Below are 24,605 nucleotides of genomic sequence, written 5' to 3'. Positions count from 1 at the left end.
TTTTCAATCTTGCTGAATTTAGCTCATCGCTTCCTTCAACACCAGCATCTTTACCAGCGCATCAACCGCGTGGCTGGACTTCAGCCCCGGTTTGCCCAGCAAGCGTGCGCTAAGTTGTCGCACACCCAGATTGTCCGGTGCCTGCAGCAAATCCCAGGCGGCCAGCGTCAATTGGGCGGAGGCCAGCAAGTTGAGTTCTTCTTCAAACTCGGAATTGCTGGTAGGCAAAATGCCACGCACAGTGCTTAGCAAGCGCGCCATTTCCTGCACTTCGCTACGCAGCATCATGTAGCAGGCCAGACTGGCCGGGGCGATAGCCTCGGAGCCTGCGCGTTGGTGCACCAAGGCAAAACGGGTTTTCAACACTTTGCCGTCGTGACGACGCACGGTGCGCAGGATGATCAGGTCCAGATGCACAGGCTCGGCATTGCGTTGTCGCAACTGCACCGGCTCGACGGCGTACCACAGGGCGATTTCACCCTGCTTGGCGCGGCCCAACGTTTCCAGATGCAATCGTGCTGCCAGATCAGGAATCGCGTGAAAGGCCAACTGTTTGCCAAGGGCATTAGGCGTGGTCTTGCCGTCCTTGTGCCACAAGGAAGTCGCACCCGGAATCAGGGCCAGCCAGTCGGCTTCCATATCAGCCCATTGACGCCACATGGTGGGCGAACCACCTTCAAAAATATGCAGCAAGTTTACCGGTTGGGCCTGGGCATTCAAGACCTGCATGGCCTGGTTCAGTGCCTGTGTCGGGCCCGGCCGTTCCATGCTGCGCACGCCTCGTACATCCGACCATTGGGAGGGCGTTTGGCGTTGATAATACGGCACGCTCAAGGCCTGGCCCTTAGGACTGAACAGGAAACTGAACGAGCATTGCTCCTGGCTACCGGCAAGCTGATGATCGGCATGGATCACCAGCAAGCGGGACACATTGCCCTCACTGACTTCCTGACACGCGGCACGCATCAGGCCTTCGGCACGCTGTGCCGCCGCCCCGTCCTGAACAGGGGCATTTTGCGCATGCAGATCGCGCCAGAAATCGTAGGCTTCCGCGCAGGCCAGACGCTCGTCCAGGTCGGCGGCTGCACGACGGGCCTGCTCCAGGGCGATAGGGCCACCCGCAGAGGCAGCCGACAACAGACGCGGCAAGACACGCGCACGGCGTTCTTCTTCAGCCTGTTGCTCCTGGGCGGACTGGCCACCGCTTTCCAGCAAGGCCGCCAGATCACCGGAACTGGGCGCGTACAAGGGACGCTGGTTCCCGCGCACCTGCAAGGCAGAATCGACCAGTTCGGCGGCACTCATGAAACGCAAATCCTCGGGCACTTTCTGGCCGTTGGACACGTAATGAATAGGCAGCTTGAAGCGAATGGCCGTATCCAGCGGGCCACCCAGCTTGATCGCCTCGTCCACTTTGGAGATGATGCAACCGCTTAGCGGTGTGCCACCATCTTGCGTGTAGCTGCGGGCGACCTCATCCAAGGTATCGCCCTGGCTGGCGGCGTTCAGGACCAGCAAGCGTTGCACCCGGCGTCCGGCACTGGCCAGCAATGCAGCTTGTTCTCGCACATAACGGTCGCGCTGGCTGATGCCCATATTGTCGATCAGGATCACCTGATCGGGCCGCACACCCAGCATCACGCTACGCAGTTGCGCCACGTCCTGAACGATATGCACGGCTACCCGCATCAGGTCGCCATAAATTTTCAGTTGCTCGTGCGCACCGATCCGATAGGTGTCAGTCGTCAGCAGAACGACCTTATCGGGACCAAAACGACGCACGGCACGCGCAGCCAGTTTGGCCAGCGTGGTGGTCTTGCCCACACCCGTGGGGCCCACTAGAGCCAAGGCCAAGCCGGGCTGCCACAAGGAGTCCTCGGAACGCAGCACCGGCAAATGGGTTTCCAGCTCGGTCCGCACCCATTGCAAGGCCGCCCGCGCGCCCAGCTCTTCAGGCAGGCGCTTGAGCATGGCACGCAACAAGGCAGTACTGAAGCCTTGCGATAAAAGACTCTGAAATAGATTCACCGCTACAGGCGAGCGCCGCATCTGGTGACTCCAGACCAGATCATCCATGCGGCCTTCCAGGGCACCACGCAATGCCCCAATCGCACCCATCACATTGTCGGCAGCGGGCGGCGGGGCCATTTCCTGCTGACGTATCCCCGCGGCTTGATGCGGCGCACTGCTGGGCATGGGCGCACGTTCGGTGGCGCCCCCCGGTACCGAGCTGGAGTCGGTAGCCAGAATCTCCACCCCGCCATTCACGCGACGGTTGGACACAATCAAGGCATCGGGGCCCAAAGCGATGCGCACCTGACGCATGGCTTCCCGGCTGGTACTACCAAAAAAGCGACTTATATTCATTCAGACTGACCAATAATGGTGGTGACCCGAAGGATGCGTTCTTCAGGGATTTCAGCGTTGGACAAGACACCCAGTTGTGGGATGTGGTGACGCAAGAAACGCGACAAGGTGGCCCGCAAAACAGGCGGCACAACCAGCACGGGCGGATCCCCATGTTCCTCCTGGAACTGGGCCGCACGCATGGCATCGGTCAGTACCGACTCGGCCAGACCTGGTTCCAGCGCACCACTGCTGGTCAGCGCCTGCGTCATGACCCGCTCCAGACGGGCATCCAGACCAATCACACGCAATTCGCCCTCGCCAGGGAACCACTGCTGCACAATAGCGCGTCCCAAGGCCACGCGCAGAACCGCAAGCAATTCGCCAGCCTCCTGGCCGGGCTGAACCGCGCCGGGAGCCAGAATGCGCGGTGCGTGTTCAGCCAGCGTTTCCACAATGCTACGCATATCGCGAATCGGCACATCTTCAGCCAACAGACCACGCAAGGCCTTGAGCAAGAGGCTGAGGGACAAGGTTTGCGGTACAAAATCTTCGACCAGCTTGGGCGCTTCGCGGCCCACGTGATCCAGCAATTGCTGCACTTCCTGACGGCCCAGCAAATCGGCCCCGTGGCGATGCAGCAAGTGATTGATATGCGTGGCAATCACCGTGCTGGCATCCACCACGGTGTAGCCCGCGATCTGGGCCTGCTCGCGCATGCTGACATCCACCCACACGGCGGGCAGGCCAAAGGCCGGGTCCGTGGTAGGTGTGCCGGGCAGCTTCATGGTGACGCCCCCGGGATCAATGGCCAGCCACTGCCCTGGCGTGGCGGTACCCCGGCCAATTTCCACCCCAGCCAACAGGATGCGATAGTCGTTGGGCTTGAGCTCCAGATTGTCCCGAATATGAACCACAGGCGGCAAAAAGCCCACTTCCTGTGCGAACTTTTTACGCAAGCTGCGGATACGATGCAGCAGCTCGCCGTTTTGCGCATGGTCCACCAAAGAGATCAGGCGATAACCCACTTCCAGACCCAGCGGGTCCACCATGGACACATCATTCCAGCTGGCTTCACTGGCGGCAGAATCGGCTGCGGCCAGGACTTCATCATTGGGTTCGCTGGCTTGCTGCTGCTGTTCGAGCTGATGCTTTTGCATCATCCAGGCTCCAGCACCCAATATCGCGGCCAGCAGCAGGAACACCAGATTGGGCATGCCGGGAATCAAACCCATCAAACCCAGAATACCGGCGGTGATGTACAGCACCATGGGATTGCGGAAAAGCTGGCTGACCATTTGCTGGCCCACGTCTTCATCCGTCGCCACTCGCGACACCACCACACCGGCGGCAGTAGAAATGATCAGGGCTGGAATCTGGGCGACCAGGCCGTCACCAATGGTCAGCAAGGTGTAAACGCGACCGGCTTCCGAAAAAGACAAGTCATGCTGCAGGACACCAATAATCAGACCGCCAATCACGTTGATGACCATGATCAGCAAGCCCGCCACCGCGTCCCCGCGCACGAACTTGCTGGCACCGTCCATGGAGCCGTAAAACTCGGCTTCCTGCGAAACCTCGGTACGGCGACGACGGGCATCGTCTTCGCCAATCAGGCCAGCGTTCAAGTCGGCATCAATGGCCATCTGCTTGCCCGGCAAGGCGTCCAGGGTAAAGCGTGCCCCCACTTCCGCAATACGGCCAGCACCCTTGGTAATCACCACAAAGTTGATGATGACCAGAATCACGAACACGATCAGACCAACGGCAAAGTTACCGCCCACCAGAAAGTGGCCAAAAGCTTCAATCACCTGACCGGCAGCATCCGGACCTTTGTGGCCGTTCATCAGTACCACTCGCGTCGAGGCCACGTTCAGAGAAAGGCGCAATAGGGTGGCAAACAACAGCACTGCCGGGAAAGCGGCAAAATCCAGCGGCTTTTTGGTGAACATGGCCACCAGCAGGATCATGACGGCCAGGGCGATGTTAAAGGTAAACAGCAGGTCCAGCAGAAACGGTGGCAAGGGCAGAATCATCATGGCCATGACCATGAGGATCAGCACCGGACCGGCTAAAAGCCGGGCGTGTTGACCACCGTTTTGTTTCAGTAAGGCAAAAAAATTGTTCATTGCTTTTAGTGTTTGCGCGAACGCAGTGGCCCTTCATCCATGCCAGTTGGCACTTTCAATCGGGTGGGCATGATCGGGCGCTCGCCCTGCCCCTTGTTCCAGTTACGAAGCTGATAAACCCAGGCCAGCACTTCGGCCACGGCCGAGTACAAATCCACAGGAATCTCGCGCTCCAGCTCCACGTTGAAGTACAAGGCCCGTGCCAGCGCAGGCGCCTCCAGCATGGCCACCTTGTGCTCGGCGGCCAGCCCGCGAATCTTGGCAGCAATCAGCCCCGTGCCTTTGGCAACCACACGGGGGGCACCGCCCTTGCCGTCCTGATACTTCAAGGCCACCGCATAATGCGTAGGGTTGGTAACCACCACATCGGCCCCCGGCACCTGAGACATCATGCGCGAACGGGCCATGGACCGTTGCTGCTGCCGGATGCGCCCTTTCACATGCGGATCACCCTCGCTTTCCTTATGTTCTTCTTTCACATCCTGGCGCGACATGCGCAGCTTTTTGTAAAAGCTCCACAACTGCCAGGGCGCATCAATCAAGACAATCACCAGCAAGCTGGCGGCGATCAGGGCACAGCACTTGATGATCAGCGTCATCCCCGTGGCTATGGCCGCCGTGGGATGCACATACATCAGAGCCGTCATCTGCTCGCGCTCGGTCCAGATCACATACACCGCCACCGAACCTACCAGGCCGGCTTTGGCCAGGGTCTTGATCAGCTCGATCACGGTCTGCATGGAAAACATGCGCTTGATGCCCTTGGCCGGATTCATGCGCTCGAACTTGGGCTGCAAGGCCTTGCCGCTAAAGCTCATGCCGCCCAGGGCGATCGAGGCAAAGATCGCGACCACAACCAGCAGCAGGAACAGCGGTGCCAGACCTTTTAACGCTTCGCCTGCCAGACCGGCCGCCTGTACCACCATAGCGCTGGGATCGTGCGCTACGCGCGGATCAAACCAGACGCTGCGACGCACAATGCCGCCAAAAGTCTCGTACAAATAGCTGGCTCCGGCCCAGATTCCGCCAATCCCGGCCAGCAGCATCAGGAATGTCGTCAGCTCTCTGGAACGCGCCACCTGCCCCTCTTCCCGCGCCTTCTCCAGGCGCCGGGGTGAGGCCGGTTCTGTTTTTTCGAGATCGCTGTCTTCTGCCATGGACTGCCAAGACGCAGGAATTGAAAGAATGAATCACGCGCCCAGCACGAATGTCGCGTTCGCACTGCAGGCCGCGGGGTCATTCTAAAAGAGCACCGCGGCTCTGATAGCGCGGAGAAAGCCCGATAAAAGCAGGCTGTTCCCCACAAGCAAAAAGGCGCTGCAAGGTGCAGCGCCTTTCTGAAGCGAACGCGATGATCGAATTTGGGCAAGGATTAAAAGCCCAGATTCGCCAGCAAGTCGTCCACCTGGTCCTGGCTGGTGACCACTTCCGAGGCTACCGGCGAGACCACCGGGCCGTTGATAAGACTTTGAGTTTCTTCGCGTTTTTCTGTGGGGACATTATCGACCAGCACCTGGACCAGTTCGGTCTCGATAGTGCCAACCACACCCAGCATGCGCGTGATCACCTGCCCGGTCAGATCCTGAAAGTCCTGGGCCATGATGATTTCCAGCAGATTGTCCTGCGTCTGCTGGGCCTTGACGGGCACATCGCGCAAGAAGCCTCGAGTACGCTTGACCAGTTCGCGGGCCTGGTCCTGGTCCAGAGGCTGTTCAAACCACTGTTCCCATTCGGCATCCAGGGCCTGGGCATCCTCTTGCAAGGACTCCTGCAAAGGACGCACCTGCTCGGCCGCGTTCAGTACCCGGTTGGCGGCCTGCTCAGTCATGCGAGCCACATAGTGCAGACGATCACGGGCATCCGGAATCGCGTGCGCGGCATCTTTAATGGCCTGATCCAGACCCAGTTCGCGCATGCTTTCCCGCAGCAGGCGGGTCAGATTGGCGATGCGGTAGACCAGATCAACCGGTACGCTTTGGGGGTCGGGATGATTCGGTGTTTGCTGTGGATCCATGACGTACTCCGTATTAACCGGCCATTTTCTCGAAGATCTTGTTCAGCTTCTCTTCCAGAGTTGCGGCGGTAAAGGGTTTGACGACGTAGCCATTGGCGCCCGCCTGGGCGGCGGCAATAATGTTCTCTTTCTTGGCTTCGGCGGTCACCATCAGCACAGGCAAAGAGGACAGGTTGGCATCGGCACGAATCTGCTTGAGCATTTCCAGCCCATCCAGATTCGGCATATTCCAGTCAGAGACCACAAACTCGAAATTGCCGTTGCGCAGTTTTTCCAGGCCCATCTGACCATCTTCTGCTTCGTCTACATTCTCGTATCCCAGATCCTTGAGCAGGTTCTTGATGATCCGGCGCATGGTGGGAAAGTCATCGACGACGAGAATTTTTATATTTTTTTGTACCATTTACATTCTCCAAATGAGTAGCATGCCAGTGCGTTCAGGACCGTTTATACACGGTGCCCAAAGGCCCCCACACTGGCTAGAATTCGTTCGCTGATCTGCCCCAAGGGCAAGGCGATGTCCGCCGCGCCAATTTGCAGGGCTTCACGCGGCATGCCAAAGACCACGCTGGTGGCTTCGTCCTGGGCAAAAGTCATGGCACCGGCCTGTTTCATGGCCAGCAAACCTTGCGCGCCGTCCTTGCCCATGCCGGTCAGAATGACACCCACGGCATTGCGTCCGGCCAGCTCGGCGGCAGAGTGAAACAGCACATCAACCGAGGGCCGGTGGCGGTTGACAGGTTCACTGTCCACCAGCTTGACCACATAGTTGGCACCCGAGCGGGCCAGCTTCATGTGCGCCACGCCACCGGGAGCCAGATACACATGGCCGGGCAACACGCGCTGACCATCTTCGGCCTCGTGCACCTGCATGGAACACAGTCCATCCAGACGGTTCACAAACGAGCGCGTGAAACCGGCTGGCATATGTTGGGTAATCATGATGGCCGGACAATTGGCCGGCAAAGGCTCCAGCACCTGGCGAATGGCCTCAGTGCCGCCTGTGGATGCACCGATCATGATCAGTTTTTCAGTGGTCGAAAAGTTGTGCGTCAGGCGACGAGCCGGGGCGGACCCTGCCGGGGCCGGGGTCGCACGACGTGGACGGGCAATGGAGGCGGCGCGGATCTTGTCGGCAATCAGGTCCGAGTAATCCAGCAAGCCGTCCCGCAGGCCCAGCTTGGGCTTGGTCACAAAGTCCACCGCGCCCAGCTCCAGGGCACGCAAGGTCACGTCCGAATTGCGCTCGGTCAGCGAGGACACCATCACCACGGGCATGGGACGCAAGCGCATCAGGCGCTCCAGAAAGTCCAGCCCGTCCATACGCGGCATCTCGACGTCCAGCGTCAGCACATCCGGATTGTGTTCTTTGATCAGCTCGCGCGCCACCAGCGGATCGGGGGCCACGGCCACCACTTCCATATCCGCATGACTGTTGATAATTTCCACCATCAGGCTGCGCACCAGGGCGGAATCGTCTACACACAAAACTCGAATTTTCTTCATGCTACTCATAATCCCGATTTCAAACGCCAACAGAGCTTGGGGCGGGGTGAAACTAATGGGCCCTAGTTCCGGACATACACCGTCTGACCCAGCAGTCGAAAGGCCTTGGTCAGATAGGAGAAGTTCTCGGAATGCCCCACAAACAGCAGTCCGCCAGGCTTGGTGACGGCGGCAAAGCGCTCCAGAATGCGTGTCTGATCATCACGATCAAAATAAATCATGGTGTTTCTACAGAAGATCACATCAAAACGGCTGGAAGACGGCCAGGCCGGCCCCACCAGATTGAACTCCTCGAACTCCACCATATTGCGCAACACGGGCTTGACGCGTGCCAGCCCCTTGCGAGCGCCCACGCCACGCTGAAAGTAACGCGGCAGCCACAAATCGGGCACGGGCTGAATGCGCTCCAGGGTATACACGCCCTGACGGGCCTTGTCCAAGGCCGCCGAGTCAATATCGCTAGCCAGAATGGACACATTCACATCCGGTGAGGGGCAGTGTTCGCGCACCGTCATGGCAATGGAATACGCTTCCTCGCCCGTAGAGGCGGCGCTGCACCAGATATCCAGGGGTTTGCCGCGTGTACTGACAAACTTGCCCAGAATATCGAAGTGATGCTGTTCCCGAAAAAACGCGGTGTGATTGATGGTGAAGGCGTTGACGAAGTCCTGCCACTCCTGGCTATGGGTGTCCTGTTCCAGAATATCCAGGTACTGGCGTACCTCGCGCATGCCCGCGTTCTGACTGCGCATACCCAGCGTGCGGGCAACCATATCTTCTTTGTGGGTACCTAAGATGATGCCCGCATACGACTTGAGCAAGCGCGCGGCTCGCTCACAGTCGGCCCTCGAGGCTTGCGGGATCGAGGGCAATGTATAAACAAAAGGTTCCACAGATGTGCTCATATAACTACAGGCTGGCCAAGGTCCCGCTAAAAGGCCCCGCCGACAGACGCTCGGTAGAACGTAATCGTTCCGGCTCGGGCGCTTCAAACGGATCATCAATAATGTCTTGCGCACTGACTTTGAACGCCGACACCGCATCGGACAAACGGGTTGCCTGATCCTGCAAGGAGCCCGCCGCAGCGGTAGCCTGCTCGACCAGGGCCGCGTTCTGCTGCACAACCACATCCATTTGCGCAACCGCCCGGTTCACCTGCTCAATTCCTTCCGACTGCTCGTTTGAAGCCGAGGAAATTTCCGCCATGATGGTCGTTACGCTCTGTACCGAGCTGACCACTTCCATGACCACCTTGCCCGCCTCATCCACCTGTCGAGTCCCTTCTTTCACTTTGGCCAGCGACTGCTCGATCAAGCCCTTGATCTCGCGCGCCGCTTGCGCACTGCGCTGAGCCAGACTGCGTACTTCACCGGCTACCACCGCAAAACCCTTGCCCTGCTCGCCCGCACGGGCGGCTTCCACCGCGGCGTTCAAGGCCAGAATATTGGTCTGGAAGGCAATGCCGTCGATCACGTTCACGATCTGGGCAATCTGTCCCGAACTGGCCGACAAGTCTTCCATGGTTTGCACCACGGTAGAGACCGCCTGGCCACCGCGCAGAGCCACTTCGGAAGCATTCTTGGCAACCTGGTCCGCTTGCTGGGCATTGTCCGAGTTCTGGCGAACCGTGCTGGCCAACTGCTCCATGCTGGCCGCAGTCTGCTGCAAGGAGGCGGCCTGCTCTTCCGTGCGACTGCTCAAGTCCGTATTGCCCACATAAATTTCGCGCGAACCAAAGGTGATCTCTTCCACGCCCTGACGCACGGTTTGCACCATGGACTGCAAGCTGCCCTGCATGCGACGCACGGCGTCATACAGCACACCAATTTCATTGGTGGACTTCACTTCCACGCGCTGGGTCAGATCCCCGCTGGCAATGCGATCAAAGTGCGCACCAGCCTGACGCAAGGGGCGCAACACCATGCGATTCAAGAACACATACACGGCCAAGGAGATAAACAGACAAAGCACCATGGCCAGACCCACCAGACGGATCACCATGTTGTACTGGTCGTTTTCTTTCTGGTATTGCGAGTCGATAGAACGCTGCTGAGCTTCCTGCAAGGTGTTCAAGGCGCTGTACAGATCCTCTTCCAGGAACTTGGTGGTAGTCGCCACATAGCTGCGGAAACCCGCAATATCACCTTGCTCCAGGTAGGCGATCAAGGGCAGCACGCCACCTTGCATCAGGGACATGAACGCCGCGTCGACACGCTGGTAGTAATCATTGGTGCCTTCCAGCTGGGTAGCGACACCCTGGTATTCAAAGAAGGATTCCTGGGCCAGCTCAAACTGCTTGCGCGTGGCGTCCAGGGCATCACGGGTTGCCGAGCTGATCGCCGAGGTTTTGGGAGCCGCATCGCTCCACTCGGCCATCAAGTCCTGGTTTTGCAGATCATTGCTGACCACATAGCTGATGGCCGCTCGTCCAATCAGGGTTTGAGTCTCTTTGTAGCGCTCGATGGCCTGATACATGGCCGAGCCTACACGCTGATTGACCACGATGCTTTGCAGCGCACCGTTATTGGCGCGCAAGGACAAAATCCCCAGAGCGGCGCCTGCCACCAGCATTGCTAAAAAAAACACCAGTACCAGAATCAGACTGGTCCGCACCTTCAGATTGGCTAAACGTAATCCATCCAGCATTGCAAGCACCTTGTCTAGAGTAGATCCGAACATCAGAGGCGCTTGTGACGCCTCCCCCGGCCCGAACATTCCTTGGAGGACCCGTTAAACAAGTCCCCGCCTGGCAAGTCTTTACAGACTCGGGCGATCAGGCCACTGCGCTGTCAACCAGAGCCATCTCTTCACTGGTCATCAGTTTTTCAATATCCACCAAAATCAGCATACGTTCGCCCAGCGTACCGATACCGGTCAGGTACTCGGTCGAGAAGGCGGTGCCGAAGCTGGGGGCAGCGCTGATCTGGGACGATTGCAGCACCAGTACATCCGAGACACCATCCACCACCACACCCACTACTCGGTCGTGCAAGTTCAGAATCACCACTACAGTCTGGTGGTCGTACTCCACCCGTTCCATATTGAAACGCACCCGCAAGTCTGCGATAGGAACAATTACGCCACGCAGATTGGTAACACCCTTGATGAAATTGGGCACGTTGGCGATACGAGTGACGGTCTGGGAGTCGTAGCCCCGGATCTCCTGAACTTTCAGAATATCGATGCCGTATTCCTGGTCGCCCAGAGTAAATACCAGATACTCCTTGCCGCCAGCCTCGGCAGCTTCGGAGTGGGAAGTAAAGTCGTTGGACATAAAGATCTCCGAATAATCAGGCCCACGTCGAGGCGGGGTCACGCGCCAGACGTTGCAAGGCAAAAACATCAACAATCAGGGCTACGCTGCCATCGCCCAAAATGGTGGCAGCGGAAATACCCGGAATTTTTCGATAATTGGCTTCCAGGTTCTTGACCACGACTTGATGCTGACCAATCAGGTGATCGACCAGCAAGGCAAAGCGCATGTCTTCGGCCTGCAAGATAACGGCAATCGCACGAGTCACATCAGTCTCGGCCCCTTCAACCGAGAAGATGTCACGCAGGGAAATCAGGGGCAGATACTCGCCACGCACAAACATGACGTGATCGGTATCGGTGACGCTGCGCAACTGCTCTTCTGTGGGCTGCATGGATTCGGTTACGTGAGCCAGCGGCAGGATGAACACCTCATTGCCCACCTGGACCGACATGCCATCCAGAATCGCCAGCGTCAGCGGCAAGACAATACGGGTGGTCGTTCCCTTGCCTGCGCGCGAGTACAGCTGCACATGGCCGCCCATGCTTTGGATATTGCGTCGCACCACGTCCATGCCCACGCCGCGTCCGGAAATTTCCGTGACTTTGTCGGCGGTGGAAAAGCCGGGGGCAAAAATCAGTTGCCACACTTCGTCGTCCGGCATGGTCTCGGTGACAGGCAGGCCCGAAGACATGGCTTTCTTCAGAATACGTTCGCGGTTCAGACCAGCGCCATCGTCCACCACTTCAATGATGATATGACCGCCCTGGTGCTGGGCCGACAAGGTCAGCACGCCCTCTTCTTCCTTGCCCGCTGCCAGACGATCCTCGGGCATTTCAATGCCGTGGTCGATACTGTTGCGCACCAGGTGCGTGAGCGGATCAATAATGCGTTCGATCAGGCTCTTGTCCAGCTCGGTGGCCTGCCCTTTGGTGACCAGACGAATCTTCTTGTTCATGCGGGCCGCGCTTTCACGCACCACACGCGGAAAGCGGCTGAACACGTAATCCATCGGCATCATGCGAATGGACATCACGGACTCTTGCAGATCGCGCGCATTGCGCTCCAACTGTTCGATGCCATTCAAAAGACGATCATGCACGACCGGGTCCAGCGTCGAGGCAGTTTGCACCAGCATGGCTTGTGTAATGACCAGCTCGCCCACCAGGTTGATGATCTGGTCAACTTTTTCCACGCCCACGCGGATCGTGCCGGACTCTTTGGGAGCCGCGGCCTTGGCGGGTTTGTCGGCAGCTTTAGGGGCAACAGCAGGAGCAGGCGTTTCGGTTTTTTCAGGTTCAGCCGCAACAGGGGCTGGTGCTGGAGCGGCCGGAGCGACAGCGGCGGGCTCGACAGCCACGGCGGCGGCAGGAGCAGAAGCTGCGGCGGATGCTGGAGCCGCCGCTTGCCCAGGAGCAGCAGCCGGTTTTACCGACACCTGGTCGGCATTCAGAATAAAGCAGCAAACGGCCAGGATGTCGTCCGCTGAACCTGTGGTTTCCACCCAGATATCCAGGCGATCGCCTTCACGGGTTTGATGGACGATGGTGCCCATCAACTCCATTTCTTGTTGCAGCGCCTCCGCATCTTTATCCGATACCGGTCCCATGGACACCCACAGTGGCAAGCCATCCGTATTGGCGGCCGGTTCCGGCTCGGGTTCCGCTTCGGCTTGCAGAATCGCTTCGGTTCCTTTGGCGTCCGTTGCCAGAATGCCCTTTTGCTCCAGGGCCAGTTGCCTCAATTGCGCGCAGATACGGGTATAGGCTTCCTCGTCAGGCTCCTGTTCCTCGCGGTAGGCATTGACTTGTCCGGTTAGCACGTCCTTGGTTTCCAGAAAGAGGTCAATCATGTCCTTGCGCAATTGCATCTCGCCATTACGGACCAGATCGAGCAGATTTTCGAGTAAGTGGGTAGTTTCAGCCAGCTGACCGAAGCAACCAAACGTGCCTGCACCGCCCTTGATTGAGTGCGCGGCCCGGAAGATGGCATTGAGCTGATCGCGATCAGGCTCGTCCAGATCCAGCTCCAGCAGCAAGCGCTCCATGTCCGCCAGCAACTCATCGGCTTCATCGAAAAAGGTTTCGTAAAACTGACTCAGATCTACGCCGGAGCTCATGAACACTTCCTTCCTGGTTATGGCTTAGAACAACAAAACAAAAAGCACAGCCCAAACACCTGGGCCGTCGGGCCTGTTAACAAGCCCTAGGGCACCACTGGCAAGGCAGAAGGCATTTCAGGCAGACCGGGAATATGAATACTGATTGGCCCCTCGGTCTCCTGCATGGCTTCGCGCAAATCAAACTCTTCCGAACCGCTTGCGGCTTGCTCGTCCATGCGTCGTTCGGCCCGGCTATTGAGCACGAGCAGGCTGATACGTCGATTTACGGCTGCGGCGGGGTTATCTTTAACCAGGCTGACACTATCGGCCAAACCCACGACCTGCTTGACCTTGGCCTCGGCCAGACCACCAGCCACCAGCTCCTGTCGAGCCGCATTGGCACGATCGGCCGACAGCTCCCAGTTACTGTACAAACGCTCGCCACTGGCGTACTGCAGCGAGTCGGTATGACCGGAAATCAGAATACGGTTAGGCATCTCGTTCAAGGGAGCGCTTAGCGAGCGCAAAATAGCCCGCATATAAATCTGCACCTGTGCGCTGCCCGTGGAGAACATGGGGCGGCTTTGACGGTCGATAATCTGGATGCGCAAACCGTCCTGAGTCATGTCCAGCAGTAGTTGCGGACGGAACTCTTTCAGCACGGGGTCGATGCGGATCAGTTCTTCCAGAGCCGATTTCAAATCTTCCAGACGCTCCACATCCTGGCGATCATCGGCCGCCTGACTGCTGTTCGTGCCGGGATGGGGATTGGGCACCAGGCTGGGCTGGCCACCAGGAATGACGCTGCGCGAATAGTCGGCCTGATAGCCGCCCGAAACGGCGTCCATCAAGGGCATGCGGAAGTAATCGGCAATTTCCTTCAAGTCCTGCTTGGGAACCAGGGAAAGAATCCACATCACCAGGAAAAAAGCCATCATCGCCGTCATGAAGTCGGCGTAGGCAATTTTCCAGCTACCACCATGATGCTCGGCATGGGCCGTCTTCTTGCGACGGATGACCACGCGATCTTTATGATTGCTCATGAACGCATCCGCTTAGGCTTTGCGACCAGCACCCGAGCGGGCCTGACGCACATGCTCTTCCAGCTCCTGGAACGAAGGGCGATCGGAGGAAAACAGCACTTTACGGCCAAATTCCACGGCAAGCTGGGGCGGGTAACCGTTCAGATTGGCCAGCAAAGTGACCTTGATGCACTCCAGCACCTTGACCGAATCCGAGGTACGGCGTTCGATGGTAGCAGCCAAGGGAGCGACAAAGCCGTAGGCCAGCAAGATACCCAGGAAGGTACCAACCATGGCCTTGGAAATCAGGTCTGCCAGCACGGCAGGCGGCTGGTCTACAGAGGCCAGCGCTTTCACCACACCCAGCACGGCCGCCACAATCCCGAAAGCGGGCAAGGCGTCAGACACTTCACGCAAGGCACGTGCAGGCACGTTACGTTCGTGCTGGTGGGTTTCAATGTCCTGGTCCATCAGCGTTTCGATTTCAAACGAGCTCATATTGCCGCTGATCATCAAACGCAGGTAGTCGGACACAAAGTTCATCAAAGCCGGATCTTTCACCACATTGGGGTAATCAGCAAAGATGGGGCTTTGTTCGGGGTTTTCGATATCCGCTTCGATGGACATCATGCCATCGCGTCGAGCCTTGTTCAGCAGCACAGACAACATGCCCATCAACTGCATGTATAACTGCTTGTTGTAGGGGCTGCTGCGAAATGCAATCGGCAACGCTTTGGCCAGCAGCTTGATGGACTTGCCGCTGTTGGACGCAAAATAGGCTCCCAGGGCCGCGCCACCAATCAGCAGTAATTCAAAAGGCTGGTATAGCGCACCCAAGTGCCCGCCCAGCCCCACAAAGCTCCCGAAAACGGAGACGAAAACAATGATATATCCAAGGATAATAAGCACGGATACGCCTTCTTCAAATACACGCTGCTAATGATGGCGGCAAGCAACCGGGCTAAAACGACGCGTTAATGGCCTTTTTCCAGCCTAGATCAACGCTTCCAGTTGCCTTGACACATTCAGATTCTTATCAGATCCACATCAAAAACCAGCATCTATCCGGCTTTGCTGCACACTGACGACAAAAGCTATTGTTAGATGGGCACGTCTACCTGTGCGTTGACGTGCCCCGTGACCCTGGCTTGCGGCTCCTTGACCGGCTCTGATTTTCGACTTTTGCCGCCCGGAGATTTAGGTGTACTGCGCGCCTTGCTGGCACGGGTCTTGCCGGCCCGTGGTGGCGGACGGCAAATGGCACAAATAAAGCCTGATTCAGGATCGTGCGCATGGGCCACGAAGCCCCCCTTGCAGCGCTCGCACTGGGACAGTTGCAACAAACCGCTATCAAAAAAGCGCAGCAGCATCCAGGCACGGGTAAAACTCAGCACGGGCTCTTCGTCCGGCCCCACTTCCAGACGCCCGGCCGACGATTGCTCCAGGTAAAGGCGATAGGCCTCGACCAGTGCACGACTTTTGTCGCACGGCGTATGTACGGCCATGAACTGGTAAATGCTATAGAACAGGCTGGAATGAATATTGGGCAGCCAGGTCATGAACCAGTCGACAGAAAAAGGCAGCATCCCTTTGGGTGGCGAGCAGCCCTTGACTTCACGGTACAAACGGGCCAGCCGGTCGTAGCTTAATGATGTTTCTGCTTGCAGGACCTGCAAACGCGCCCCCAGCTCAATCATGTCGGAAGCAAGCCCAATTTCCTGGGCTTCTTTGGCGACGCTTTTTATAGCCATAGTTCTTGATGTAATAAGTTCGCAGCCGGTTTAACCGGCTTGTTCTGCCGTCGCGCGCTGTGACAGAAGAATAGTGGAGTGAGCCTGCTGCAATACCCCTCCCAGCACATCCTGCGTCAAGGTGGTGAGCAGGTCGTAATCATTGAAGCGAAAGCCGCAAATCAACGAGCTGGAGCTGGCCAGCTTGACCAATTGGGCCGGCGACAGACGCAACAAGGTCTCTGCCACATCAGTATCGAAGCCCAAACGGAACATACCTGCCGAAAAATTCTCCCGCAGCAGGCGCTGCGCGAGTAACAAGTACGACAAATTGACTTCCTGAATATCATTCAGCAGCGAATTTTCCGATACGGGCATGTCAGCCATCCTTGTAAATCTGTTAATCAGCCAGTTTCTTGTAACAAAACACATTTAAAACATATAAAGTTACATAAATATGTATCATGCCTTGCAATCTATTGCGTGAATATAAATTTTACATTCTCGATGTTTCCGACACACACTCTCTTTTAATGCCCTAAAAACATGGAAAACAATAAATATATGCAATAAACGTATCAAGACACAGCAGAATATTATCAGATGCTCACTTAATGTTGTAGTTATAAACGAGATGTAACATGACAAAGATCAAAGCGCCTGTATCAAATTTATGTTTTGTTGCATACATTAGCCATTAATTAATGCATATTTCGACGATCCATCTCGCGTGCAGCCTAAAAAGCGTTGAAATATCGGATAATCTTCTGGGGACAGCTTTCCCCGCCGCCACCACATCCGTTTTGTAACAGCCCATGGTTCCTGCTGCTTTTACGCAACGTCTGTTCGCCTTGTGCCTGACACTGATCCTGGCAGCTTGTGCGCACACGCCCTTGTCCCGCCTCCCCCCCGGCAAACCCATTGGTGTGGATGAACAGCGCCGCTCAGCCGTCGTCCTGTCTGCCCTGACATTGCTGGATACGCCTTACCGCTACGGCGGACGCGAGCCGTCTACCGGCTTTGATTGCAGCGGCCTGGTGCACTATGTATTCAGCCAGGAGTCCAGCTCCCCCATTCCACGCCGCACCGGCGACCAGGCCAGCGCGGCCCGGCGTGTCAGCCGTTCACAGCTGCGCCCGGGTGACCTGGTGTTTTTCAATACACTGGGTACCCCGAACTCGCATGTAGGCATCTATATAGGCAAGCAACAATTCATCAACGCTCCCTCCAGTGGTGGACGCGTGCGGATTGATTCACTGGACAATCCCTATTTCGCCAAGCGCTTTGAAACAGCTCGCACTTTCTTTGATTGACTCATCAGCAAGCCAGCGCAGGTATTGAATGGAAGCGGGCCTGATCTTTCACCAGACCCAATTTCATTGAGCGCAGAAAGCAAAAGGGCCCGTAATGAACGGGCCCTTTCTTATTGCCATACGTTTAACGCGTAGGCACGGTGGCGTATTGCTCGGCCAGTTCCAGAAAGGCCTCCAGCTCGGGCGAGCGCCCGGTCTCTTCTTCCATAATTGCCGCCACCGCTGGGGCAAGTGACTGCGCCAGACGCGCATCAAGGAACAAAAGGCGCGAACGACGGGCCAGCATGTCTTCAACGGTACGGGCATATTCAAAGCGGCAAGCAAAGCGCACCATGGCCACACTCAAGCCCGGCGCCAATTCCTGATCCGCTCCCGGCAAGGTCTGCACCCAGTCGGCCTCGCTGCCATACGCATCCAGACCGGCTGTACGCCCCAGAGAACGCCGGTCACCTACATAAGAAGCACCGACCAAACGTTGCTCCTGAGTCCGACAGGCTGGCAAAGGCCTCAGCAAGCCGGACTGCTGGCAGCGTTCCAGCACATCTTCGGCCATGGCACGATACGTCGTCCATTTGCCGCCAGTGACTGTCAGCAAACCATTCGCACTAACCGTAATGCTATGTTCCCGGCTGATGGATTGCGTCTGCCCCGCGGCCGACTCGGCTGCAGGGCGCACCAACGGTCGCAGCCCCACCCAGATACTGCGCACATCCCGCACCGTGGGCGCTTTTTGCAGATAATTCGCGGACTCTTTCAGAATGAAATCCACTTCCTGGGCCAAGGGGCGCGGCTCCAGCGGAATATCGTCTCGGGGAGTATCCGTCGTGCCCAAAATCAGCTTGCCCAACCAAGGCACGGCAAACAAGACCCGGCCATCCTTGGTCCGTGGCACAAGCAAGGCGTGTTCACCGGGCAAGAATTCCTGATCAACCACCAAGTGCACACCCTGGCTGGGCGAAACCATAGGGCGCAGTTCACGCCCGGCTTCCTGCGCATCCAGTTGTCGCACCTGATCCACCCACACGCCCGTGGCATTGACCACGCATTTGCTCTGGATCTCATAGGTCTGACCGCTTTCCTTGTCCTGGCAGCGCACCCCGCAGACCTTGCCCTCGCTGTGCATCACATCCACAACCGGACAGTAATTGATGAGCAAGGCCCCATTCAGTGCCGCCGTACGGGCCAGGGCCAAGGCCAGACGGGCATCATCAAACTGGCCGTCCCAATATTTCACGCCACCTTTCAGGCCACTTTGCCGCGCACCGGGCAGAAGCTGCCGGATTTTGGAAGCACTCAAAAATTGGGTATGACCCAACCCCTCGCGCCCCGCCAAACCGTCATAGGCCATCAGGCCCACCCCGTAAAACGGAGTCTCCCAGCACTTGTAGCTGGGCATGACAAAAGGCAGGCGCTGCGCCAGATGGGGCGCATTGCTGAGCAAATGCATACGCTCGCGCAAGGCTTCACGCACCAGACTGACATTGCCCTGGGCCAGGTATCGCACCCCGCCGTGTACCAGCTTGGTCGCCCGCGAGGACGTGCCTTTGGCAAAGTCCCAGGCTTCCAGCACAACCACACTCAAGCCCCGCAAGGCCGCGTCCAGAGCCACGCCCAAGCCGGTAGCGCCACCACCCACCACGACCATATCAACCTGCGTGGTGCGCGCCAAGGCGCCCAGCATCTGGGCTCTGTCGGTCAATAAGGGGGAACTTAATGTAGTCATAAGATGAGCTTTGGACCTGAAATTAGCAGACACCCGAAAAAAACACTGACTGGCTCGGGATTTACCCTGATTTTAGCCCCTGAACTTTTACCGTCCAGTGAAACTTGTTTGCTCGCGTATCAAGTCCCCTTCTGCGACCGGACACAGATCACACAGAGCCAGTACACTGTGGTCTGCTCCGCTTTTACTGCCTCATTCGCATGACATTCATACTTGCTCTTGATCAGGGAACCTCCAGCTCGCGCAGCCTTGTGGTAGCGGCAGACGGCCGCATTCTGGCCAAGGCGCAGCAGGAAACTCAGCAATACTACCCGCGTACAGACTGGGTGGAGCATGATCCCCAGGAAATCCTGGACACCCAGTTCCGAACCGCCCGGCAAGCGATTGAGCAGGCAGGGCTGCGCCCTCAGGACATACACGCCATTGGCATTACCAATCAGCGTGAAACCACAGTGCTATGGGATCGGCAAACCGGGCAGGCCCTGCACAAGGCTATCGTCTGGCAAGACAGACGCGCCGAGGACTTCTGCGCCCAGTTGCGCGAACAAGGGCACGAAGCCACCATTACCGGCAAGACCGGCCTGCCTATTGATGCCTATTTTTCGGCCTCCAAGCTGCGTTGGCTGCTGGACTCCGTACCCGGCGCCCGTGAACGTGCAGCGCGTGGTGAACTGGCTTTCGGCACCATTGACAGCTGGCTGATCTGGCATTTAAGCGCCGGCAAAGTCCATGCCACCGATGTCAGCAATGCCTCACGCACTCTGCTCTACAACATTCATAGCCAGCAATGGGACGATGAATTGCTGGCCCTGTTCAACATCCCGGCCAGCGTCTTGCCCCAGGTACAGAGCTCCGCCTCCGAGTTTGGCCATTGCAGCCCCGAAATTCTGGGTAGCCCCATTCCCATTTGTGGTGTGGCGGGCGACCAACAAAGCGCCCTGTTCGGCCAGGCTTGCACAACACCCGGCATGGCCAAGAATACCTATGGCACAGGCTGCTTCCTGTTGATGCACTGTGGCTCTCAAGTCCCCCAATCCCATAACGGCCTGATCGCAACCAGCGCCGCCCATCACGGCGATGCTCCCGCCTATGCGCTGGAAGGCAGCGTATTTATTGGGGGGGCGGTGGTCCAATGGCTGCGCGATGGTCTGGGCGCACTGGAGCATAGCGCGCAAGTCGAAGAGCTGGCTCGCAGCGTGCCGGATGCACAAGGCGTACGACTGGTCCCTGCCTTCACCGGCCTGGGCGCCCCCTATTGGGATGCCCAAGCCCGCGGCACCATTACCGGCCTGACACGCGCCTCCACCATGGCCCACATCGCCCGCGCTGCTCTGGACAGCATTGCCTACCAAAGCGCCGCCGTGCTGCAAGCCATGAATCGGGATGTACAGGCCAACGGCGGCCCGGCCTTGCACGAGCTGCGTGTGGACGGTGGGGCCTGTGCCAATAATCTTCTGATGCAATTTCAAGCAGACTTGTTGGGCCTGCCTGTCGTGCGTCCCGTTACTATTGAGACGACCGCGCTGGGCGCCGCCTATCTGGCGGGCTTGGGCAGCGGTCTGTATTCAGGTCTGCCTGAGATTGCGGCGCTATGGCAATGCGACCGGGTTTTCGAGCCCATCATGTCGCGCGATGAAGCCCAAAACCTGATGCTCAGTTGGGAACAAGCCGTGCGTCAGGCACGCACTTATTGAACTTGCTGTTTTTTTTGACGGAAACACCATGCTGCAAAAAATCATTCTGGGCATTGCCATCTTCCTGATCGTGATGTTGGGCCTGACCTTTGGCGAGGCCATTTTCCACTACATTTCCTCGTACCTGGGATTCCTGTTCCATGACTTCATCGAGTTGATGCAGCAAGTTCAGCACTACCTGACCGTACATTGGGGCAAGGCGCTGATCGCCTTGATCATTACCATCCCGCTGGTGATCTGGATTTCCAAGAACAAGAAAGACGAAATGTCCAAGCCCAACAGCCACCGCAAGATCGCGATCGTGCTGGCGATATTTCTGGGCTGGCTGGGCGTGCACCGCTTTTACCTGGGCCAGATCGGCATGGGCTTGTTATTCCTGGTGCTGTTTGCCATCTGGTCGCCGCTGGCCTATTTCCTGGCCTTGATCGACGCCTTGCGTTACGCCTTCATGGGCGACGACGAGTTCAAGCTGGCCCGTTAATTTCCAGATTGCTCACCCAAGCCCCACTTGCTGGGGCTTTTTTCATGGCTGCCCCCTTCACGCATGCCAGAAGCCTGGCTACGTCAAATAAACAGGCTCCACTCAGGGCGTTTTGTGGACTTATCAGGGAAAACCACAGCCCATGCCGCTTGCAAGCCTAGTTCCTTGATTTCCAATGCTTATATTAGCCACCATACCTTCCAGGTATGCAAGCAAACCTTTTTAGTCTTGGAAATCCCCACGCCGCTTCGTGTCCAATCGAATTGGGGGAGACACGCCAGCCTCTAAAAGACTGGCAGCGGCGGCTCAGATCAAAAGTGTGAGGCCATTGTTGCTGGCTCTGTCTACACATCCGTTCTACCTATAAACATAACTAGATTGAGACACACGAAAATGCGACGCACTAAAACCAGCTATTTACTGCGCAACTTGCTGGGCCTGGCTTTGGCCGCCTGCACGCTAAGCAGTCACGCAGCCAAAGAGACACAACGCCCCAATATTTTGCTGATCGTGGCCGATGATCTGGGATATTCAGACATTGGCGCGTTTGGCGGGGAAATTTCCACCCCTAACCTGGATGCCCTGGTCAAAGACGGCGTAGCCCTGACTGACTTTTACGCTTCCCCCTTCTGTTCCCCCACCCGCGCCATGCTGATGTCCGGCGCGGACAACCACCAGGTTGGCTTTGGTGGCATGGCCGAACTGATGACGCCCCAGCAGCGCGCCCTGCCCGGCTACGAAGGCTTTCTAAGCGACCAGGCCCTGCCCTTCCCCTTGGTCCTGCAAGACCATGGCTACCGTACTTATATGGCTGGCAAGTGGCATTTGGGTGTGAAAGAGGAAGTCGCCCCGCCCAATCGGGGCTTCGACCAGTCTTACGCCTTGATGCACGGTGGCGCCAGCCACTTTGACCAAAGCGGCATCATCACCTTTGATGCCAATAAAGCGCCGGTTGCCCTGTACCGCGAGAACGGCAAGGAAGTTCAATTGCCCAAGGACTTTTACTCCAGCGAGTTTTTTGCCTCGCGCCTGATGTCTTATATCGATGCGGACAAACGCAAGGACCAGCCTTTCTTCGCCTACCTGGCCTTTACGGCTCCCCATTGGCCCTTGCACGCGCCCGAGGAATACATACGTAAATATGAAGGCCGCTATGACGCAGGCTATGACGTGCTGCGTGAGGAACGTCTGGAACGCATGAAAAAGCTGGGTCTGGTGCCCCAGGATATGCAAGGCTATGTGGGCAATCCGGCCTGGCCACGCTGGAAAGAGCTGAGTCCTGAACAGCAACGTGTTGAAAGCAAACGTATGGCGGTCTACGCCGCGATGGTGGAAGCCATGGATGCACAGATTGGCCGTGTCATCGAGCACCTGAAACAAACCGGCCAGTACGACAACACCGTTGTGATCTTCATGTCCGATAACGGTGCCGACGGCAATACCGTGCTGGATGAAGGTGAAACCCGCGCCTGGGCTCACAAGCATCGCGATAACAGCTATGAAAACACGGGCCGTCCCGGCTCCTTTGTGGAATACGGCCCAGGCTGGGCGCAAGTTGGCTCCACGCCCTTCAATCTGTACAAAGCCTTCATGTATGAAGGCGGTATCTCGGTGCCCAGCATCATGCGCGTACCCGGTGGCAAGCGTCAGGGCGAATTTGTGCGCGCTCCGGCCCATGTAACCGACATCGCCCCCACCATTCTGGCCTTGGCCCAGATCGAACAGCCCAAGGGCGAATACCGTGGCCGCCAGGTCATCCCCATGCAAGGCAACTCCATGGTGGATGTGCTGACCGGTCACAGCGATCAGGTCCATGAAACCTTCCGCCAAGGCTGGGAGCTGAATGGCCGCCGCGCCATGCGCGTGGGTGACTGGAAAATCGTGTACGCCAATGCACCGTGGGGCAAAGACCGCTGGGAACTGTTCAATGTGGTCGAAGATCGCTCCGAGCTGAATGACCTGTCCGAAAAACATCCTGAAAAGCTGAAAGAGCTGATTGCCGAGTACGAGCAATATGCCAAGCGCAACGGAGTGGAGGATTTTGAAGGTCTGGCTTCGCGCCCAGGCTACAGCAACAGCCTGAACTACTACAAGGATCTGGATGAAGTCCTTTAAGCTCTCCCGAGCCAAGGCACTGCTGACGGTATGCGGGCTGCTGACAGCAGCCCCGCTGCCTGCAGCGGCAGACGGCTCCGATACCCTCCCTCCTCCGGTTCCGGCCCACGATTGCCAAGCCTATAGCGGCATACCAACAGGCTTCGGCCCGGCCAGGCAAGGAGCCGCCAATCAGGCTGGTTTGGTCACCATTCCCGGTGGGCGCTTTCTGATGGGGTCCGACGAAGGCTATCCGGAAGAAAAGCCGGTACATCCCGTGGAGGTCCAGGCTTTTCAGATAGACCAGCACGAAGTCACCAATGCCCAATTCGCACAATTTGTGGCAGCCACAGGCTATGTCACCCAGGCGGAACGGGTGCCGGAATTTCCGCCGAATGTTCAGGTTCCCGAGCAGTATCGTCAGCCCGGATCCGCCGTCTTCACGCCACCGGCAGCAACGCATGATCACGATCACCACGACGGGCACGATCAACATGCCCCTCCCAGCAATTACAACTGGTGGGTATGGGTGCCAGGTGCCAACTGGCGGCATCCCGGTGGCCCCGATACCAATATGAACGGCCGTGACAATCATCCCGTCGTCCATATCGCCTACGAGGATGCGCTGGCCTACGCCCGCTGGTTGGGACGCGATCTGCCCACCGAAGAGCAATGGGAGTTTGCAGCGCGCGGCGGACTGGAAGGCGCTACCTACCCTTGGGGCAATACGCCTGAAGTGCGCGGCCGCTTGATGGCCAACACCTGGCAAGGTAGTTTCCCCGCCCAGAACCTGCTGCGCGATGGCTACGAAGGCACCGCCCCCGTAGGCTGCTTCCCGGCCAATAACTATGGCCTGTGGGATTCGGTCGGCAATGTCTGGGAATGGACACGCAGTGCATGGCAGCCCCAGCATCGCCCCCTGGCGCCCAAACCCCTTCTCGTGGCAGCAACGGATGCCAACGGAAATCCGGCAACAGGCGTCATCAAGGGCGGCTCGTTTCTGTGTGCGGCGAACTTCTGCGTACGCTATCGCCCAGCTTCACGGCAACCCCAGGAAACCACCATGTCTACCCAGCATGTGGGCTTTCGTACGGTGCTTAATGAAATAAAAAACTGAGCTCAAAAGCCGGGCTCACCCTTGCCAAGCCCGGCACCAAACAACAATCCCCCCGCTTTTCACGAGGGGATTGTTCACTATC

At 57.7% G+C, this 24,605-nt stretch carries 20 protein-coding genes; 5 read left to right on the top strand and 15 right to left on the bottom strand.

Translation table 11 applies throughout. The annotated features are described in order from the left end of the window. Nucleotides 1–18: 18 nt before the first annotated feature. The 14 genes from flhF to flhD all read right to left on the bottom strand — a co-directional run bounded on the left by flhF (nt 19) and on the right by flhD (nt 16,479). Nucleotides 19–2,367 carry a flagellar biosynthesis protein FlhF gene (gene flhF / locus WFM49_RS04425; RefSeq protein ID WP_336971945.1) on the bottom strand — a complete coding sequence of 783 codons (2,349 nt, stop codon included), beginning with the start codon at nt 2,365–2,367 and terminating at the stop codon, nt 19–21. Further along, entirely contained in the window at nt 2,364–4,475 is a 2,112-nt protein-coding gene (gene flhA / locus WFM49_RS04420) for a flagellar biosynthesis protein FlhA (RefSeq protein WP_336971943.1), read from the bottom strand. Before flhA ends, flhF begins: the two co-directional genes overlap by 4 nt. Nucleotides 4,476–4,480: 5 nt before the next feature. Next, nucleotides 4,481–5,632 (bottom strand): flagellar biosynthesis protein FlhB, encoded by a 1,152-nt coding sequence (gene flhB / locus WFM49_RS04415; RefSeq protein WP_021446829.1) that lies wholly within the window; start codon nt 5,630–5,632, stop codon nt 4,481–4,483. A gap of 215 nt (nt 5,633–5,847) precedes the next feature. Next, nucleotides 5,848–6,489: a protein phosphatase CheZ gene (cheZ, locus tag WFM49_RS04410; protein ID WP_021446830.1), complete on the bottom strand. Its 642-nt coding sequence runs from the start codon at nt 6,487–6,489 to the stop codon at nt 5,848–5,850. Nucleotides 6,490–6,502: 13 nt separating this feature from the next. Beyond that, on the bottom strand, nt 6,503–6,892 hold the full coding sequence (cheY, locus tag WFM49_RS04405) for a chemotaxis response regulator CheY (protein WP_009458133.1): 390 nt from the start codon (nt 6,890–6,892) through the stop codon (nt 6,503–6,505). A 44-nt stretch (nt 6,893–6,936) separates the two neighbouring features. Further along, nucleotides 6,937–7,995, bottom strand: a complete 1,059-nt coding sequence (locus WFM49_RS04400; protein WP_021446831.1) for a protein-glutamate methylesterase/protein-glutamine glutaminase — start codon at nt 7,993–7,995, stop codon at nt 6,937–6,939. Between the two features lie 62 nt (nt 7,996–8,057). After that, nucleotides 8,058–8,900, bottom strand: coding sequence for a CheR family methyltransferase (locus WFM49_RS04395; RefSeq protein WP_026484567.1), 843 nt, complete (start codon nt 8,898–8,900; stop codon nt 8,058–8,060). Nucleotides 8,901–8,904: 4 nt separating this feature from the next. Continuing rightward, a complete protein-coding gene (locus WFM49_RS04390; protein ID WP_336971936.1) occupies nt 8,905–10,641 on the bottom strand; it encodes a methyl-accepting chemotaxis protein in 1,737 nt (578 codons plus the stop codon). A 127-nt stretch (nt 10,642–10,768) separates the two neighbouring features. Continuing rightward, nucleotides 10,769–11,269, bottom strand: a complete 501-nt coding sequence (locus WFM49_RS04385) for a chemotaxis protein CheW (RefSeq protein WP_009455177.1) — start codon at nt 11,267–11,269, stop codon at nt 10,769–10,771. A gap of 16 nt (nt 11,270–11,285) precedes the next feature. Continuing rightward, on the bottom strand, nt 11,286–13,367 hold the full coding sequence (gene cheA, locus WFM49_RS04380; protein ID WP_009455179.1) for a chemotaxis protein CheA: 2,082 nt from the start codon (nt 13,365–13,367) through the stop codon (nt 11,286–11,288). 86 nt (nt 13,368–13,453) lie between these two features. After that, the gene (gene motB / locus WFM49_RS04375) at nt 13,454–14,392 is read right to left on the bottom strand and encodes a flagellar motor protein MotB (RefSeq protein WP_009455181.1); all 939 of its coding nucleotides are present in this window, start codon (nt 14,390–14,392) and stop codon (nt 13,454–13,456) included. Nucleotides 14,393–14,404: 12 nt separating this feature from the next. Beyond that, nucleotides 14,405–15,280, bottom strand: a complete 876-nt coding sequence (motA, locus tag WFM49_RS04370; RefSeq protein WP_009455183.1) for a flagellar motor stator protein MotA — start codon at nt 15,278–15,280, stop codon at nt 14,405–14,407. Between the two features lie 191 nt (nt 15,281–15,471). Further along, on the bottom strand, nt 15,472–16,122 hold the full coding sequence (gene flhC, locus WFM49_RS04365; RefSeq protein ID WP_009455185.1) for a flagellar transcriptional regulator FlhC: 651 nt from the start codon (nt 16,120–16,122) through the stop codon (nt 15,472–15,474). A 30-nt stretch (nt 16,123–16,152) separates the two neighbouring features. Continuing rightward, nucleotides 16,153–16,479 carry a flagellar transcriptional regulator FlhD gene (flhD, locus tag WFM49_RS04360; RefSeq protein ID WP_009455187.1) on the bottom strand — a complete coding sequence of 109 codons (327 nt, stop codon included), beginning with the start codon at nt 16,477–16,479 and terminating at the stop codon, nt 16,153–16,155. A gap of 437 nt (nt 16,480–16,916) precedes the next feature. Between flhD and WFM49_RS04355 the strand changes: the two genes are divergently transcribed. Then, the gene (locus WFM49_RS04355) at nt 16,917–17,414 is read left to right on the top strand and encodes a C40 family peptidase (protein ID WP_336971929.1); all 498 of its coding nucleotides are present in this window, start codon (nt 16,917–16,919) and stop codon (nt 17,412–17,414) included. Between the two features lie 124 nt (nt 17,415–17,538). Here WFM49_RS04355 and WFM49_RS04350 read toward each other — a convergent pair whose 3' ends face one another. After that, nucleotides 17,539–19,137 (bottom strand): glycerol-3-phosphate dehydrogenase/oxidase, encoded by a 1,599-nt coding sequence (locus WFM49_RS04350; RefSeq protein WP_250756943.1) that lies wholly within the window; start codon nt 19,135–19,137, stop codon nt 17,539–17,541. 200 nt (nt 19,138–19,337) lie between these two features. Here WFM49_RS04350 and glpK point away from each other — a divergent pair, with 200 nt between their 5' ends. The 4 genes from glpK to WFM49_RS04330 all read left to right on the top strand — a co-directional run bounded on the left by glpK (nt 19,338) and on the right by WFM49_RS04330 (nt 24,523). After that, complete coding sequence (gene glpK / locus WFM49_RS04345) at nt 19,338–20,831, top strand: glycerol kinase GlpK (protein ID WP_254499556.1); 1,494 nt, start codon at nt 19,338–19,340, stop codon at nt 20,829–20,831. 28 nt (nt 20,832–20,859) lie between these two features. After that, entirely contained in the window at nt 20,860–21,312 is a 453-nt protein-coding gene (locus tag WFM49_RS04340) for a TM2 domain-containing protein (RefSeq protein WP_254499557.1), read from the top strand. 393 nt (nt 21,313–21,705) lie between these two features. Then, on the top strand, nt 21,706–23,427 hold the full coding sequence (locus WFM49_RS04335; RefSeq protein WP_336971924.1) for an arylsulfatase: 1,722 nt from the start codon (nt 21,706–21,708) through the stop codon (nt 23,425–23,427). Then, a complete protein-coding gene (locus WFM49_RS04330; protein WP_336971923.1) occupies nt 23,414–24,523 on the top strand; it encodes a formylglycine-generating enzyme family protein in 1,110 nt (369 codons plus the stop codon). Before WFM49_RS04335 ends, WFM49_RS04330 begins: the two co-directional genes overlap by 14 nt. The last annotated feature ends 82 nt before the right edge of the window (nt 24,524–24,605 follow it).

It is taken from the genome of Alcaligenes sp. PF14 (assembly GCF_037150615.1).
In the GTDB taxonomy this organism is placed as follows: domain Bacteria; phylum Pseudomonadota; class Gammaproteobacteria; order Burkholderiales; family Burkholderiaceae_B; genus Alcaligenes; species Alcaligenes phenolicus.
Note: the sequence above shows the minus strand (reverse complement) of the source record. Positions and strands in the feature narration are given on the sequence as shown.